At 70.9% G+C, this 14,426-nt stretch carries 11 protein-coding genes and 1 tRNA gene; 6 read left to right on the plus strand and 6 right to left on the minus strand.

Features of this window, described 5'->3' with window-relative positions; translation table 11 throughout:
* Positions 1–70: 70 nt before the first annotated feature.
* From Q8Q71_RS01650 to Q8Q71_RS01660, 3 genes are all read left to right on the plus strand, one after another.
* Positions 71–700, plus strand: coding sequence for a DUF2497 domain-containing protein (locus Q8Q71_RS01650; protein WP_305757904.1), 630 nt, complete (start codon positions 71–73; stop codon positions 698–700).
* A gap of 134 nt (positions 701–834) precedes the next feature.
* Positions 835–3,567: a valine--tRNA ligase gene (locus tag Q8Q71_RS01655; RefSeq protein WP_305757905.1), complete on the plus strand. Its 2,733-nt coding sequence runs from the start codon at positions 835–837 to the stop codon at positions 3,565–3,567.
* Positions 3,564–4,292: a TlyA family RNA methyltransferase gene (locus Q8Q71_RS01660; RefSeq protein ID WP_305757906.1), complete on the plus strand. Its 729-nt coding sequence runs from the start codon at positions 3,564–3,566 to the stop codon at positions 4,290–4,292. The genes Q8Q71_RS01655 and Q8Q71_RS01660 overlap by 4 nt, the downstream gene beginning before the upstream one ends.
* Positions 4,293–4,527: 235 nt before the next feature.
* Here Q8Q71_RS01660 and Q8Q71_RS01665 read toward each other — a convergent pair whose 3' ends face one another.
* Complete coding sequence (locus tag Q8Q71_RS01665) at positions 4,528–5,187, minus strand: glycine zipper 2TM domain-containing protein (protein WP_305757907.1); 660 nt, start codon at positions 5,185–5,187, stop codon at positions 4,528–4,530.
* A 161-nt stretch (positions 5,188–5,348) separates the two neighbouring features.
* On the opposite strand from Q8Q71_RS01665, the gene Q8Q71_RS01670 reads away from it, so the two are divergent.
* Both Q8Q71_RS01670 and Q8Q71_RS01675 read left to right on the plus strand, forming a co-directional pair.
* The gene (locus Q8Q71_RS01670) at positions 5,349–6,590 is read left to right on the plus strand and encodes a class I SAM-dependent RNA methyltransferase (RefSeq protein ID WP_305758068.1); all 1,242 of its coding nucleotides are present in this window, start codon (positions 5,349–5,351) and stop codon (positions 6,588–6,590) included.
* 2 nt (positions 6,591–6,592) lie between these two features.
* Positions 6,593–7,006 carry a hypothetical protein gene (locus tag Q8Q71_RS01675; protein ID WP_305757908.1) on the plus strand — a complete coding sequence of 138 codons (414 nt, stop codon included), beginning with the start codon at positions 6,593–6,595 and terminating at the stop codon, positions 7,004–7,006.
* On the opposite strand, the gene Q8Q71_RS01680 is transcribed toward Q8Q71_RS01675, so the two are convergent.
* The 3 genes from Q8Q71_RS01680 to Q8Q71_RS01690 all read right to left on the minus strand — a co-directional run bounded on the left by Q8Q71_RS01680 (position 7,003) and on the right by Q8Q71_RS01690 (position 10,082).
* Positions 7,003–8,106: a PA0069 family radical SAM protein gene (locus Q8Q71_RS01680; RefSeq protein WP_305757909.1), complete on the minus strand. Its 1,104-nt coding sequence runs from the start codon at positions 8,104–8,106 to the stop codon at positions 7,003–7,005. The two genes, Q8Q71_RS01675 and Q8Q71_RS01680, sit on opposite strands and share 4 nt — an antisense overlap.
* A 130-nt stretch (positions 8,107–8,236) precedes the next feature.
* Positions 8,237–8,321 (minus strand) — tRNA-Leu (locus Q8Q71_RS01685).
* Between the two features lie 93 nt (positions 8,322–8,414).
* Entirely contained in the window at positions 8,415–10,082 is a 1,668-nt protein-coding gene (locus Q8Q71_RS01690) for an amino acid permease (RefSeq protein ID WP_305757910.1), read from the minus strand.
* 156 nt (positions 10,083–10,238) lie between these two features.
* Between Q8Q71_RS01690 and hrpB the strand changes: the two genes are divergently transcribed.
* A complete protein-coding gene (gene hrpB / locus Q8Q71_RS01695; RefSeq protein WP_305757911.1) occupies positions 10,239–12,677 on the plus strand; it encodes an ATP-dependent helicase HrpB in 2,439 nt (812 codons plus the stop codon).
* A gap of 4 nt (positions 12,678–12,681) precedes the next feature.
* Here hrpB and Q8Q71_RS01700 read toward each other — a convergent pair whose 3' ends face one another.
* Complete coding sequence (locus Q8Q71_RS01700; protein ID WP_305757912.1) at positions 12,682–13,533, minus strand: M23 family metallopeptidase; 852 nt, start codon at positions 13,531–13,533, stop codon at positions 12,682–12,684.
* Positions 13,530–14,273, minus strand: coding sequence for a hypothetical protein (locus Q8Q71_RS01705; protein WP_305757913.1), 744 nt, complete (start codon positions 14,271–14,273; stop codon positions 13,530–13,532). The genes Q8Q71_RS01700 and Q8Q71_RS01705 overlap by 4 nt, the downstream gene beginning before the upstream one ends.
* Positions 14,274–14,426: the final 153 nt, after the last annotated feature.

Here is a 14,426-nt window from a genome sequence, read left to right on the forward strand (position 1 = left end):
TGGGAGGGGGCTCCTCTCCCCAACCGCCAATCGACTTTATCGGCGCTCCGCGCGCGCCCGGGGTTTCGCCATGACCGACCAGACCGCCCAGGAACCGACGATGGAGGAAATCCTGGCGTCGATCCGCCGGATCATCTCCGAAGACGATGCGCCGGCCGAGACCGCCCCGGCCGCCGCCGCGCCCGCGCCCGAACCCGCGCCGGAACCCGAACCCGAGCCCGTCGTGTCCGCCGCCCTGATGGACGAGACGCCCTCGGTGCAGGAGCCGGAGCCGGAGGCGGCCGAGGAGGACGTGCTGGAGCTTACCGAGGCCTGGGAGGCCCCGGCGGCGGAGAGCATCGGCGACCTGGACGTCAGCCCGGCCGAAGCCGAGCCCTTCCCGGCCAGCGAATCGGTCTTCACCGAGGAGCCGATCGAGGTCCACACGCCCGAACATCCGTCCGTGCCGACCGCACCCTACGACAGCCTGGTCGGCGACAGCGCCGCGGCCAGCGCCGCCTCGGCCTTCGCCGGATTCGCCTCCACGCTCAGGAAGCCCGAACCCATGGAACCCACGACCGGCTCCGGCCCGACCGTCGACGAACTGGCCCGCGCCCTGCTGCGGCCGATGCTGAAGGAATGGCTGGACGCCAATCTGCCGGCCATCGTCGAGGCCCAGGTACGCAAGGAAGTCGAACGCATCGCCCGCACGGCCGGCTGACTTCACCCGCGACCCGATCAAGGCTAGATCATTCCGGGGCGGCTCCAGTCGGGGCCGCCCTTTCTCTTTTTGCCGCAAGACATCCCTCAAGCAGCGACGCACCACGTGCGGCGCGATAGGGAACAAAGATGACCATGCTCGACAAGACCTTCGACCCGACCGCCGCCGAACCGCGCCTCTATGCGATGTGGGAGGACAGCGGCCTGTTCGCCCCGAAGACCGACGGCGCGGCCGAGGCCTATTCGATCGTCATTCCGCCGCCGAACGTCACCGGCTCGCTGCACATCGGCCATGCGCTGAACAACACCCTGCAGGACATCCTGGCCCGCTATCACCGGATGCGCGGCAAGGCGGTGCTGTGGCTGCCGGGCACGGACCACGCCGGCATCGCCACCCAGATGGTGGTCGAGCGCCAGCTGGCGGCCGCGGGCAACATCGGACGCCGCGACATGGGCCGCGACGCCTTCGTCTCGAAGGTCTGGGAATGGAAGGCCGAGAGCGGCGGGACCATCGTCCAGCAGCTGCGCCGGCTGGGCGCGTCGTGCGACTGGAGCCGCGAGCGCTTCACCCTCGATGAGGGGCTGAACGCGGCCGTGCGCAAGGTTTTCGTCCGGCTGCACAAGGACGGGCTGATCTATCGCGACAAGCGGCTGGTGAACTGGGATCCGCATTTCCAGACGGCGATCTCGGACCTCGAGGTCGAGCAGCGCGAGATGGACGGATCCTACTGGCATTTCGCCTATCCGCTGGCGGACGGCGTGACCTATGAGCATCCGGTCGCATACGATGGCGACGGTCAGCCGACCGAATACGAGACGCGCGACTACATCGTCGTCGCGACGACCCGGCCGGAGACCATGCTGGGCGACACTGGGGTGGCCGTGCATCCGGACGACGCGCGCTATGCGGGGCTGGTCGGGAAATTCGTGACCCTGCCCATCGTCGGCCGCCGCATCCCGATCGTCGCCGACGACTACGCCGATCCGACCAAGGGCTCCGGGGCGGTGAAGATCACGCCCGCGCATGACTTCAACGACTTCCAGGTCGGCAAGCGGGCCGGGCTGGCGGCCCTGAACGTCATGGACGCCTTCGGCCGCATCACCGCCGCCGACACGCCGGACGTGCCCGCCGAATACGAGGGCATGGATCGCTTCGCCGCGCGCAAGGCCATCGTCGCCCGCGCGGAGGAAGAGGGCTGGCTCAAGGCGATCGAGAAGACACGCCACGTCATCCCGCACGGCGACCGCTCGGGCGTGGTCATCGAGCCGTGGCTGACGGACCAGTGGTACGTCGACGCCCACACCCTGGCCCAGCCGGCCATCAAGGCGGTGGAGCGGGGCGACACGGTGTTCGAGCCGAAGTCCTACGAGAAGATCTATTTCGAATGGCTGCGCAACATCGAGCCGTGGTGCATTTCGCGCCAGCTGTGGTGGGGCCATCGCATTCCGGCCTGGTACGGGCCGGACGGGACCATCTTCGTCGAGGAGAACGAGGACGACGCCCGCGCCGCCGCGCGCCATCACTACGGCGCGGAGACGCCGCTGACCCAGGACGAGGACGTGCTGGACACCTGGTTCAGCTCGGCCCTGTGGCCGTTCTCCACCATGGGCTGGCCTGAAGACACCGAGGACCTGCGGCGCTTCTATCCGACCTCGGATCTGGTGACGGCCGCGGACATCATCTTCTTCTGGGTCGCCCGGATGATGATGATGGGACTTCACTTCATGGACGAGGTTCCGTTCAGGCGGGTCATCATCAACGGCCTAGTCCGCGACGAGAAGGGCCAGAAGATGAGCAAGTCGAAGGGGAACGTCATCGACCCCCTCGGCATCATCGACGAACTGGGCGCCGACCCCCTGCGCTTCACCATGGCCATCCTGTCCGGCACGCGCGACATCAAGTTGTCGCGCCAACGCATTGAAGGTTATCGCAACTTCGGCACCAAGCTGTGGAACGCCGCGCGCTTCGCCCAGATGAACGAGGCGCGCCGGGTCGAGGGGTTCGATCCGGCGGCCGTCGACCAGACCATCAACCGCTGGATTCGCGGCGAGCTGACGAAGGCCGGGCGCGCGGTCGGCGAGGCCATCGAGGGCGGCCGTTTCGACGACGCGGCCTCGGCCCTCTACCGCTTCGTCTGGAACGTGTTCTGCGACTGGTATCTGGAGCTGGCCAAGCCGGTGTTCATGGGTTCAGACGAAGCCGCCCGGGCCGAGACCCGGGCCATGACCGCCTGGACGCTGGACCAGACCCTGAAGCTGATGCACCCGGTCATGCCCTTCATCACCGAGGAGCTGTGGGACAAGCTGGCCGGGGAGGGCGCGGCGCGGAGCGAGGCGACCCTGATCGGGGCGGCCTGGCCGGCGCTGCCGGACGCCTTCATTGACGCGGACGCCGAGGCCGAGATCGGCTGGCTGGTCGACCTGGTCACCGAAATCCGCCAGCTGAAGGCCGAGATGAACGTGCCCCAGGGCGCCAAACCCGGCCTGTCCTTCATCGCGCCGGACGCTGCGACGGCGGACCGGATCGCGCGCCATCGCGACCTGATCCTGACCCTCGGGCGGGTGTCGGCCCTGTCGACCGTGGAGGCGGCGGCTTCGGGGGCCGTGACCTTCGTCTCGGGCGGCGCCACGGCGGCCCTGTCTCTGGCGGGCATCATCGATGTCTCGGCTGAGCGCGCGCGGCTGACGAAGGAGATCGCCGTCTTCGACAGCGACATCGGCCATGTGAACAAGAAGCTGGCCAATCCCAATTTCGTGGATCGCGCGGCGCCCGAAATCGTCGACGAACAGCGTCAGAAACTGGCCGAGGCCGAGGCCGGCAAGGCCAAGCTGCAGGCGGCGCTGGCGCGGCTGGACGCGGTGGGGTGAAAGCCCGGCTCGACCAGCTGCTGGTCGCGCGCGGTCTGGCGGAGAGCCGGTCGCGGGCGAAGGCGGCGATCGAGGCGGGCGGGGTGACCGTAGACGGCGAACCCGCGAAGGCCGCGTCGCAGACCGTGGCCGAAGACGTCGTGGTCACCTACGCCGACGTCCACCGCTGGGTCGGACGCGGGGCGCTCAAGCTGGATCACGCCCTGACCCTGTGGCCGGTGGAGGTCGAGGGACGGACGGTGCTGGACGTCGGCGCCTCGACCGGCGGCTTCACGGAGGTCTGCCTGTCGCGCGGCGCGGCGCGGGTGTTCGCGGTCGACGTCGGCTCGGGCCAGATGCATGTGCGGGTCGCGGCCGACCCCCGGGTGGTCAATCTCGAGCGGATGGACGCACGCGACCTGACGACCGACCTGATCCCCGAGCCGCCGTCGCTGATCGTCTGCGACGCCAGCTTCATCGGCCTGGCCAAGGTGCTGCCGGCGGCTCTCGATCTGGCCGCGCCCGGCGCGGATCTGGTCACCCTGGTCAAGCCGCAGTTCGAGGCGTCCGGGCCCGGCGGCGCGAAGAAGGGCGTGGTCAGGGATCCGGCGGCGCGCCAGGCGGCGCTGGCGTCGGTTTCGGCCTGGCTGGAGGCCCAGGGCTGGCCGGTCCTGGCGACCGCCGAAAGCCCGATCACCGGCGGCGACGGCAATGTGGAGTTTCTGCTCTGGGCGAGGCGGCGGTAGCGCTGCTTCGCTTCTTTTGGTTGGCCGCGGTCACAAGGCTCCGCCTTGTCGACCCGACGCGGCCCGGCGCTTCGCGCATGCCCTGCGCTCAGGCAGCGAGCCGCCGCGCGGCGAGCGATAGCGCACCACCCCTGGCGCAATGGAAAAACCCCCGGTGGATTGCTCCACCGGGGGTCTCCGTCACGTCGCCGATCGACAGGGGGGCTGAAAAATAATCGGCGACGCAATTCCGTGATCAGTACCGGTCCGGGCAGGACTGCTCGTAGCGGGTGACGGTGCGGCCGTAGTGGTCGCGGGTGCGGACGGCGACGCTCCGGCAGCCATAGGATTCGGAGCCTTGATACTGGCGGTAGCGGTCGTCGTAACGGTCGTCATAGCGATCGTCGTACCGGTCCCGATCGTCATAGCGGTCGTAGCCGCTGCTCCGGTCGTCGTAGCCGTTCGAGGAATAGCCATAGCCGCCCTGGTCGTAGCGGTAGCCGTAACCGTTGGAGCCGCAATCGCGAGTCGAATAGCCGTCCCGGGTGGACGAGCCGCTGACCCCGGCGCCGATCACCGCGCCGAGCACGCCGCCGAGGATGCTGCCCTCGGTGCGCCGGCCGCGGGCCGCCACCTGCGAACCGGCCACGGCGCCGAGAGTGGCGCCGATGGCGGCGCCGGCGGCCTGGCGGCCGCCCCGGTCGGTGCGGCAGCGGTTGTCGGCGTAGCCGCGATCCCGATAGTCGTAGCGCGACTGGTCGTTGTAGCGGTCGTCGTAGGACTGGCCGTAGCCGTAGGGTTGGGGCTGGCTGTAGCCATAGGCCTGGGCGGAAGCCGAGGCGGGCGCCAGCAGCATGCCGGCGGCGGCGAGGGCGGCGCCGGCGGCGGCGGTCTTCATGGAAAGACGGGCGAACATTGCGGTGATCCTGTCCCGGTTGCTGAGATGGGAGCCGAACATTCGGCGCCCCTGCCTGTTGCCTCGAGACATAGGCCCGCGAAACTGAACGGCCTTTGAGCGGGCCGTTCATCTTCGTTCAGGTTTCGCCGGGCGGCGCGAGCCTCTAGAAGCGGCCGATGATGGAGACGCTGACCATAGGCCGCGTGGGCGGGCAGGGCGACGGGATCGCCGAGACCCCCGCCGGGCCGGTGTTCGCCCCCCTGACCCTGCCGGGCGAGACGGTGCGCGGCGAGGTGCGCGACGGCCGCCTGGAGGCGGTCGAGATCCTCGTCGCCAGCCCCGACCGCATCGCGCCCGTTTCGCCCCACTATGGCGACTGCGGCGGCTGTTCGCTGCAGCACTGGGCGGCCGGCCCGTATCTGGACTGGAAGCGCGGACAGGTGCGACTGGCCCTGGCGCGCGAGGGGATCGAGACGGAGATCGAGGCCACGGTCGCCGTGCCGCCCGGGACGCGGCGGCGGCTGGCCCTGCACGCGCGGCGCGGCGGGGACGGGCGGGTCGCGCTGGGGTTCAAGGCGCGCAGGAGCTGGCGGCTGGTCGAGGTGACCGCCTGCCCGGTGGCCGACCCGCAGCTGGTGGCGGCCTTTCCGGCCCTGGCGCGGGTGGCCTGGGCCTTTCTGGAGCATCCGAAATCGGCCCCCACCCTCCATGTCACGGCGACCCTGACGGGCCTGGATGTCGATGTGACGGGGGTCGAACGCCGCTCTGGCGGTCTGTCGGGGGATGCCCGGATGCGGGCCGTCGAGGCCGCCGCCGCCGCCGGGCTGGCCCGGCTGAGCCTGGCCGGCGAGACCCTGGTGATGGAGCGCCAGCCGAGAGTGGCCTTCGGCCCCGCGACCGTGCCCTTGCCGCCCGGCGGCTTCCTGCAGGCCGTGCCGGAGGCCGAGTTCGCCATGGTCGGGCGGGCGGTCGAGGCGGTGAAGGGGGCGAGGAAGATCGCCGACCTGTTCTGCGGCGCGGGAACCTTCACCTTTCCGCTGGCGACGGTCGCGCCGGTGCTGGCCGCGGACGCCTCGGCGGCGGGGATCGCGGCGCTGAAGGCCGGCATTGGGACCGGGCCCGGCATGAAACCGGTCACGGCCGAGGTCCGCGACCTGTTCCGCCGCCCGATGGCCCCGTACGACCTGCGCGGCTGCGACGCCGTGGTGCTGGACCCGCCGCGCGCCGGGGCGCTGGAGCAGACGCGGCAGATCGCGGGGTCGAAGGCGGCCGTCGCCGTCTATGTCTCGTGCAACCCGGTGACCTTCGCCCGCGACGCCCGGGTGCTGATCGACGCCGGCTTCCGGCTGGAACGGGTCACCCCGGTGGACCAGTTCCTGTGGTCGGCGCATGTCGAGCTGGTCGGGGTGTTCCGGCGATGACGATGAACGACAACCTGCCCGACGAGGACGGGAACGATGAGGGTGGGGGCGGCTTCGACGCCGAGGACTGGACCCGGCTGACGCCCTTCGCCGGGGCGGTGGCGACGCTGGACGACGTCCAGGCGCGCCGGGCGGTGTTCGCCCTCGGCGACACCGACGACCCGCGCCCGATCGCCATGGACCTGCCGCAGCCGGTGATCTGGTGGGACGACGACGGCGAGCAGGCGGCGGTGGCGGTGCAGGCCGAGAGCCACCTCGGGCCCGACGGCGAGGAGATGGAGGTCCTGGGCCTGATCCTGCCCGACGGCGGCGGCGCGGTCGCCCTGATGGAGGATGTCGATCTGGTCGACGCCACCGATCCGACCTGGCGGGAGCTGGTCACCAACGCCATCGATCCGTCCGCGGCGGACGACTAGAAACCGATCCCTTCCCCCGAAACGGGGGAAGGAAGATCAAAGAGATCGCCCTGGAGTTTGGCGTCCGCCGGCACGCGGAACCGCGTCTCGTCCAGCGGTCGGCGCGGGGCGTCCAGCCCGTAGCGCTTCACCGCCGCCCTGAAGCGCGTGGCGATCAGCTCGGCCACCGGGCCGGTTCCCTTCATCCGCTGGGACCAGTCGGGGTCGTAGTCGCGGCCGCCGCGGGTCTGGCGGATCAGGGACATGACGCGGGCGGCGCGATCCGGGCGGGCGTCGGCCAGCCATTCGGCGAAGAGGGATTTGATCTCGAGCGGCAGACGCAGGGTCACATACATGGCCGAGGTCGCGCCCGCCTTCGACGCCGCCTCGAGCACCGATTCCAGCTCGTGATCGTTGAGGCCGGGGATCACGGGGGCGAAGCCGACGCCGACCGGACAGCCCGCGTCGGCCAGACGGCGGATCGCCTCCAGCCTTTTGGCCGGCGTCGAGGCGCGCGGCTCCATCGCCCGGGCGAGGCCCCGGTCCAGGGTGGTGATGGAGACCATGGCCGAGGCCAGACCGGCCCGGCCCATCGGCCCGAGGATATCGGCGTCGCGGGCGATCAGCACCGACTTGGTGATGATGCTGAACGGGTGTCTGAATCTCTGCATGACCTCGAGGATCGAGCGCGTCGAGTTCAGCTCGCGTTCGACCGGCTGATAGGGGTCGGTGTTGCCGCCTATGTGGATGCGCTTGCAGACGTAGCGGGGCCTTGCGAGCGCCTGCTCCAGCAGACGCGCGGCCTCGGGCTTGAAGAAGAGGCGGCTCTCGAAATCCAGGCCCGGGGATAGGCCCATGAAGGCATGGGACGGACGGGCGTAGCAGTAGATGCAGCCATGTTCGCAGCCCTTGTAGGGGTTGATGGACCGGTCGAAACCGATGTCCGGACTGGTGTTCTTCGCGATGATGGTCCGGGCGTGCTCGGGCGTCAGGGTCGTGCGCAGGGGCGCGGCCTCGGCGTCGTCGGTCGTCCAGCCGTCGTCGAAGGCCTCCACGGTTTCCGGCTCGAACCGGCCCGTCGCATTCGACCGGGCCCCTCGTCCTTTCGCCGCTTCAGCCATAAGGGGAGGATAGCAAGCAAACGGAACAAATCAAGAACATTATCGACAATGAAAAGGCCCGCTTCTCGGGGCGGGCCGTTCCTGGCCTCATGCCGCGAGCGACCGCGTCGCGAGCATAGGCCCAACAGGATGGTGCGGATGAGAGGACTCGAACCTCCACGCCTCGCGGCGCTGGAACCTAAATCCAGTGCGTCTACCAGTTCCGCCACATCCGCAAAGGTTCCGCCCAAGCCTCTAGGGGAGGGCGGCCCAAAGGAAAAGGCCCGGGATCGCTCCCGGGCCTTCTGTCTTTCGATCTGATCCCGGGATCAGTCGTCCCGCTTGGGATCCACGCCGCGGACGAAGGCGTCCGTCGCGGTTTCCAGCTTGGTGTCCTCGGTGATGTCGATCCCCTTGGCCAGCTTGGAGTGCCAGAAGCCGTAGAGGATGTAGATCACCGCGCCGACGGCGGCGTAGCCGCCGAGGATGGTCAGCGGCAGCGGATTGCCGTCCATGGCGTGCTGGATCATCGGCCAGAAGTTGAAGCCGGCCAGCGCCAGGCAGGACAGGATGCCCAGCACGGCGGTGACGATGCCGCCCGGCACCTTGAACGGACGCTCCATCTCCGGATGCTTGATGCGCAGGAAGATCACGCTCAGGCACACGATCGAGAAGGCCACGGCCGTACCCAGGGACACCAGGTCGCCGAGGATCGAGATGGGCAGGAAGGACGCCGCGACGGCGATCAGTATGCCCAGCAGGATGGTGCCGATCCACGGGGTGCGGAACTTCGGATGGATGACGGCGAAGGCGCGCGGCAGCAGGCCGTCGCGGGCCATGGTGTAGAAGATCCGCGTCTGGCCGTAGCACAGCACCAGCATGACCGAGGACAGGCCGGTGATGGCGCCGACCTTGATCAGGAAGCTGATCAGGTTCAGCGGAGTGCCGTCCGGCGTGATGAACGGCGTGTCGGCCCATTCCAGACCCATGCGGTCGATGGCGACGGCCACCGGCGCCGGGCTGGCCAGTTCGAGGTAGGGCACCACGCCCGTCATGACCGCCGCGACGGCCATGTAGATCAGGGTGCAGACGATCAGGGCGCCGAGGATGCCGACCGGGACGTCCTTGGACGGGTTCTTGGCCTCGGCCGCCGCGGTCGAGACCGCCTCGAAGCCGACGTAGGCGAAGAAGATGATCGAGGCGCCGCGCAGGATGCCCGTGGCCCCGTACTCGCCGAACTTGCCGGTCGTGTTCTCGGGGATGAAGGGCGTCCAGTTGGCGGGGTTGATGTACTGCACCCCCACCGCGATGAAGGTCAGCAGGACGACGATCTTGATCATCACGATGATGTTGTTGATCGAGGCCGACTCGCTGACGCCGAGGACCAGCAGGCTGCAGACCGCGGCGATGCCGATGGCGGCCACCAGGTTGAAGGTGCCGGTCAGCGGGAAGCTGGCGACGCCGCCGTCGGAGGTGACGGCCTGGATCAGCGGCGTGGCCCAGGAGGGCCCTTCGCCGCCGGCGTACTGGATCATCGGGAACAGACCGTCCGCGACGCCGAAATCACGCAGGATCGAGACGACATAGCCCGACCAGCCGACCGCGACGGTCGAGGCGGCGACGCCGTACTCAAGAACCAGAAGCCAGCCCATGATCCAGGCGAAAATCTCGCCCAGGGTGCCATAGGCATAGGTGTAGGCCGAGCCGGACACCGGCATGGTCGAGGCCAGTTCGGCGTAGCACAGGCCCGCCAGGCCGCAGGCGATGCCGGCGACGATGAAGCTGAGCATGATCGCCGGACCCGCATGGGCGGCGGCGACCTGACCGGTCAGAACGAAGATGCCGGCGCCGATGATGGCGCCGATGCCCAGGCTCATCAGATTGATGGGGCCCAGCGAGCGCTTCAGTTCGCTCCTGGCCGCTTCCTTCTGGATCTGGGCTACGGATTTCTTGAGGAACAGGCGGTTCCCCTTGGGCCTAAGGCCTTCTGCGGACATCGAGTCTCGCCCCCTGATACACGGCTGACCCTCCCCGGGCCGCCTTCAATGGCGCGGACGCTAGCGGCGCAAGCCCGCGCTGGCAACGCGGTTTCCGAAGGGTGAAGGGCGGACGACGCTTTCGTGACGGGCGGCGTTGCGGCTAGACCCCACTCCATGTTGCCCATCCACGCAGTTCTCGAGCCGCTGAAGGCCGCGCTGGTCGCGGGCCATGCCGCCGTGCTGGTCGCCCCGCCGGGAGCGGGCAAGACCACGGTCGTGCCGCTGGCGCTGCTGGAGGAACCCTGGCTGGAAGGGGGCAAGGTCCTGGTGCTGGAGCCGCGCAGGCTTGCGGCCCGGGCGGCGGCGGAGCGGATGGCCGCCTCGCTGGGCGAACAGGCCGGCGACACGGTCGGCTACCGCACCCGCCTGCAGAGCCGGATCGGGCCGCGCACCCGGATCGAGGTGATCACCGAGGGCGTGTTCACACGGATGATTCTCGACGATCCCGGTCTGGAAGGCGTCGGCGCAGTGCTGTTCGACGAATTCCACGAGCGGTCCCTGGACGCGGACCTGGGACTGGCGCTGGCACGGGAGAGCCAGGGGCTGCTGCGCGAGGACCTGAGGCTGCTGGTCATGTCGGCGACGCTGGACATCGCCGGCGTGTCGCGACTGCTCGACGGGGCTCCCGTGATCGAGGCCGACGGACGGATGTTCCCGGTCGAGACCCGCTACCTCGGGCGCAACCCGGTCGAGCGGATCGAGGACGCCGCGGCGCGGGCGATCCTGCAGGCCCTGGGCGAGGAGGGCGGCTCGGTGCTGGTCTTCCTTCCGGGGCAGGGCGAGATCCATCGCGTCGCCCGGCGCCTGGGCGAGCGGCTGCGCGATCCGGCCGTGGACGTGGTTCCGTTGTACGGGGCGCTGGATCGCGAAACCCAGGACCGGGCCATCCAGCCGGCCGCGCCCGGGCGGCGCAAGGTGGTGCTGGCGACCTCGGTGGCCGAGACCAGCCTGACCATCGAGGGCGTGCGGGTGGTGATCGACGGCGGTCTGTCGCGCGTGCCCCGGTTCGAGCCGGCCAGCGGCCTGACCCGGCTGGCGACGGTGCGGGTCAGCCGCTCGTCGGCCGAGCAGCGGCGCGGCCGGGCAGGTCGCACGGAGCCGGGCGTCTGCTACCGGCTCTGGGACGAGGCGGCGACGCGCGGACTGGTCGCGCACCAGCGACCCGAGATTCTGGAGGCGGACCTGACCGGCTTCGCCCTCGACCTGGCGCGCTGGGGCGCGCGGACGACCGAAGGGCTGGCCCTGCTGGACCAGCCACCGGCGGGCGCCTTCGCCGAGGCGCGCAAGGTGCTGGAGCGGCTGGGCGCGCTGGACGCCGCCGGCGCCCTGACGGCGCACGGGCGGCGGCTGACGCGCATTCCCCTGCCGCCGCGGCTGGCGCACATGGCGGCTACCGCCAGCGACGCCGGCGACGCGTTGCTGGGCGCGCGCATGGCGGCGGTGCTGAGCGAGCCCGGGCTGGGAGGCTCGGGCGTCGATCTGCGCGACCGGCTGCGCGACCTGGACCGCGACCGGTCGCCGAGGGGCCGGGATGCGGTGAAGCTGGCCGACCGCTGGGCGCGCGCCGCCGGCGGCGGGCAGGGCGGCGAGGCCGATCCCGGCGCCCTGCTGGCCGAGGCCTTTCCGGAGCGGGTGGCCAAAGCCCGCGGCAAGGCGGGCGAGGTGCTGCTGGCCTCGGGGCGGGGCGCCTTCCTGGACCCGACCGACGCCCTGGCGCGCGAATCGTGGCTGGCCGTGGCTGAGCTGGGCGGCGGCCCAATAAACGAGAGTGGCGCGCGCGATCGCATCCGGCTGGCCGCGCCGATCGACACGGCGGCGCTGGAAGGGCGGATCGAGGTCGAGGACCGGCTGGGCCGCGAGCCTTCGGGGCGGATGAGTCTGCGCCGCATCCGTCGCATCGGCGCGATCGTGGTGGACGAAAGGATCGTCGGCGCGCCGGATCGGGCGGCGGTCGCCGCGGCGCTGCGGGGCGAGGTGGAGCGTTCGGGACTGGCGGGTCTGCGTTGGGGCGAGCGGGCCTCGGGGCTGAGGGCGCGCCTGGCCTTCCTCGGCGGGCTGGAGGCCGGCTGGCCGGACGTGTCCGACGACGGGCTTCTGGCCGCGCGCGAAACCTGGCTGTGGCCGTTGCTGGAGACGGTGCAGGGACTGGGAGCGATCGAGGACGGGGCGCTGGAGGCAGGTCTGAGGACGCTGGTCCCGTGGGACCGGCAGAGGGCGCTGGACGAACTGGCCCCGGCGCGGCTGGCGACGCCGCTGGGGTCGGCGGCCATCGACTATGCGGCCGGGGGCGGACCCCGCGTCGACATCCGGGTGCAGGAATTGTTCGGCGTGACGACCCATCCAACCATCGGCGGCGGACGGGTCGCGCTGACCCTGGCCCTGCTGTCGCCGGCGCGGCGCCCGGTGCAGGTGACGAAGGATCTGCCCGGCTTCTGGGCCGGCAGCTGGGCCGCCGTCCGCGCCGAGATGCGCGGCCGCTATCCCCGCCATCCCTGGCCCGAGGACCCGACGAAGGCGGAGGCGACCACCCGCGCCAAGCCGCGCGGAACCTGACCCGTCAGGCCGCCCCGTTCAGGAGGCGGTCGTAGCTGTCCACCAGGCTGGCGTAGGTCGGGACGAAATTGACGCTGGCCGGGCTCCCGCCGATCGAGACCGGCGCCTTGATCTCGAAATGCAGGTGGATGGTGGTGGCGTTGCCGCCGAAGTCGGCCGAGACCTTGCCGATGTGCTGGCTCCGCTCGACGTTGCGCGAGGCCATCGTCGGGAACAGGGCGTTCACCCCGGCCATGTCCATGTGCAGATAGCGGTAGATGCGGCCGGAATCGCCCAGCAGGGTGACGGTGTAGCTGCCGATCGAGGTGATGCGGCCGCTCTCCGCCGCGACGATCCAGTGGACCTTCTTCTCGCAGGTGGCCGGCCGGATGTCCTGACCCTGGTGGCCGCGGCCGGCCGGGCACATGCCGTTGGTCCAGGAGCGGGTTTCGCAGAAATTGTCGCGCCACGGATAGCTGTAGTTGCGGGGATCGCACTGGCCCGTTCCCGGACCCGGCGGGGCGTAGCCGCCGTAGCCGTAGACCTGGGAGTTGGCGTAGGCGGGCCCGGCCTCCATCGGGAAGCGCATGCCGGCGGCCCAGACGGTGGCGTCGGTCGCCCCGCTGCCGGAGCCGGGATACAGATCGCCGCCGTCGGCATGTGGCCAGCCGGCCGGCTCGGGCGCGGGCGGAGCCTCCGGCTCGGCCGGCGGGACGACGGGCGCGGGATCCTCGCCCGGTTCCGCGACGGGCGGGGCCGGATCCCCGGGCGCGGGAGCCGGAGCATCGGCCTTGCCCGCCGGCGGTACGGCATCCTGGCAGCCGGCCGGCGAGCAGGCGGTGAGCAGCAGCAGGGCGGCGAGGGGCAGACGCTTCACGACGCGCCTCCGCCGATCAGTTGCAGGGTCGAGGCGAAGGCGATGGCCTCGGGCTCCGTGCAGCCGGCCGCGCCCGGCCCCTCGCAGATGAAGCTGACGTTATAGGCGGCGCCGAACCGGCTGAAGGTGACGTCGACCCCGTATTCGGTCCGCTCCGTCCGGACATTGGTCAGGCCGCGCGTCTGCGCCTGGGCGGCGGCCCGGGCGGCGCTGGCCGGCAGGCGCGCGGCGAGGATGCGCGGTCCGCCCGCGGCCGTCGCGCGCGGGGTCGCCGTCGCGGGCGCGCCGGTTCCGGCCGTCGGCCCCGTCGTCGGGGGGCGTGTCGGAGGCTGTTGCGGCGCCGGCTGGGCGAGGGGCGACCGGAAGGCCTTGGTCGCGCCGTAGATCTCGATGATCTGGTCGCCGCGCTGAACCACCAGCATATAGTGGCGGTCGCCGGTGAAGATGCGGGCGGTCCGGAGCAGATCGGGATCGGCGGGCGCCAGCACCGGCACGGGCGAGGCGTCGGCGACGGCGAGGACGCGGGCCGAGGCGGGGTCCTGGCCGAGGACGCCGCGCAGCCGGGCGGCGAGCGGATCCTGTCGCGCCTGGCCCAGGGCGGCGCTGTCGGTCCGGGATCGGGGCAGGTCCACCTGGGTGGCCGCGACGGGGGAGGGCGGCGCCTGCTGCGAGGTGGCGACGCCCGCGAGCGCGGCGGCCAGAATGACGCTGCCAACAAGGACTCCGGTCCGGATGTTCATGTGATCGACCCTCCCGGAAATCGATCATAGCGCCGTTATGCGACGCTTGCGAGCCCGCGCCCCGACGCGAGCCGGCGCCCCCGCGTCGACCTTTGCCGGACTCCTGCCCCGTGGTAGCGTGCCGCCGATGCGCAGGCCCCCGCGAAAGCCGCA

It is taken from the genome of Brevundimonas sp. (genome assembly GCF_030704825.1).
Taxonomy (GTDB): domain Bacteria; phylum Pseudomonadota; class Alphaproteobacteria; order Caulobacterales; family Caulobacteraceae; genus Brevundimonas.

Excerpts from the sequence above, each read along its gene's own strand:
- Q8Q71_RS01665 (WP_305757907.1), bottom strand. The coding sequence starts at position 5,187 with ATGTTCGCCCGTCTTTCCATGAAGACCGCCGCCGCCGGCGCCGCCCTC.
- Q8Q71_RS01670 (WP_305758068.1), top strand. The coding sequence starts at position 5,349 with ATGGAGACGCTGACCATAGGCCGCGTGGGCGGGCAGGGCGACGGGATC.
- Q8Q71_RS01680 (WP_305757909.1), bottom strand. The coding sequence starts at position 8,106 with ATGGCTGAAGCGGCGAAAGGACGAGGGGCCCGGTCGAATGCGACGGGC.
- Q8Q71_RS01705 (WP_305757913.1), bottom strand. The coding sequence starts at position 14,273 with ATGAACATCCGGACCGGAGTCCTTGTTGGCAGCGTCATTCTGGCCGCC.
- Q8Q71_RS01650 (WP_305757904.1), top strand. The coding sequence starts at position 71 with ATGACCGACCAGACCGCCCAGGAACCGACGATGGAGGAAATCCTGGCG.
- hrpB (WP_305757911.1), top strand. The coding sequence starts at position 10,239 with ATGTTGCCCATCCACGCAGTTCTCGAGCCGCTGAAGGCCGCGCTGGTC.
- Q8Q71_RS01690 (WP_305757910.1), bottom strand. The coding sequence starts at position 10,082 with ATGTCCGCAGAAGGCCTTAGGCCCAAGGGGAACCGCCTGTTCCTCAAG.
- Q8Q71_RS01675 (WP_305757908.1), top strand. The coding sequence starts at position 6,593 with ATGAACGACAACCTGCCCGACGAGGACGGGAACGATGAGGGTGGGGGC.
- Q8Q71_RS01655 (WP_305757905.1), top strand. The coding sequence starts at position 835 with ATGCTCGACAAGACCTTCGACCCGACCGCCGCCGAACCGCGCCTCTAT.